This is a genomic window from Microbispora sp. KK1-11 (genome assembly GCF_006874435.1).
GTDB classification, from domain to species: Bacteria; Actinomycetota; Actinomycetes; order Streptosporangiales; family Streptosporangiaceae; genus Microbispora; species Microbispora catharanthi.
Genome location: NZ_VIRJ01000093.1, coordinates 1 through 1,252, shown reverse-complemented (window position 1 = coordinate 1,252; position 1,252 = coordinate 1). Strand labels below are relative to the sequence as shown.

Sequence of the window (1,252 nt, the reverse complement as noted above, 5' to 3'; positions counted from 1 at the left end):
GCGCCGCTGGTCTACAACGGCCGGGTCTACCTCTACACCGGGCACGACGAGGACGGATCGACGTACTTCACCATGAAGGACTGGCGGGTCTGGTCGTCGGCCGACATGGTGAACTGGACCGACCACGGCTCCCCGCTGAGCGTCGCCAGCTTCAGCTGGGCCAAATCCGACGCCTGGGCGGGCCAGGCCGTCTACCGCAACGGCAAGTTCTACTGGTACGTCCCCACCACCAACCGTTCGACCGGCAGGATGGCCATCGGCGTGGCCGTCTCCGACAGCCCCACCGGCCCCTTCAAGGACGCCCTGGGACACCCGCTGGTCGAAAACGGCGAGATCGACCCCACCGTCTACATCGACGACAACGGGCAGGCCTACCTCTACTGGGGCAACCCGAACCTGTGGTACATCAAGCTGAACAGCGACATGACCTCCTACTCGGGCAGCCCGACGAAGGTCAACCTGACCACGTCGGGGTTCGGCACCCGCACCGGGGACGCCAACCGGCCCACCCTGTTCGAAGAAGGCCCCTGGTTCTACAAGCGGGGCAGCCTGTACTACATGGTGTTCGCGGCCAAGTGCTGCTCGGAGTTCATCGCCTACTCGACATCGTCCAGCCCGACCGGGCCGTGGACCTACCGGGGAACGATCATGCCCACCCAGGGCAGCAGCTTCACCAACCACCCCGGCATCATCGACTTCAACGGCGGCTCGTACTTCTTCTACCACAACGGCGCCCTGCCGGGCGGCGGCGGCTACACCCGCTCGGTCGCGGTGGAGAAGTTCACCTACAACGCCGACGGCACCATCCCGACCATCACCATGACCACCACCGGCGCCCCCCAGATCGGCACCCTCAACCCCTACACCCGCCAGGAAGCCGAGACCATCGCCTGGGAGTCCGGCGTCGAAACCGAAGCCTCCACCGACAGCGGAGGCGGCATGAACGTCGGTTTCATCGACAACGGCGACTACATCAAGGTCAAGGGCGTCGCCTTCGGCACCGGCGCGACCTCGTTCTCCGCACGGGTGGCCTCCGGCGCCGCCGGCGGAAAGATCGAAGTACGCCGTGACAGCGCCACCGGCACCCTCATGGGTACCTGCACCGTCCCCGGCACCGGCGGCTGGCAGACCTGGACCACCGTCTCCTGCCCCGTCACCGGCGCGACCGGCACCCACGACCTCTACCTCAGATTCACCGGCGGCAGCGGCTACCTGTTCAACCTGAACTGGTGGCAGTTCACCGGCAACGACG

General features: G+C 66.5%; 1 protein-coding gene. It reads left to right on the top strand.

The window, feature by feature from the left end:
* Positions 1–1,252 (top strand): glycoside hydrolase family 43 protein (locus FLW16_RS42840; protein ID WP_142566710.1); only part of this gene is annotated, 1,252 nt, incomplete at both ends.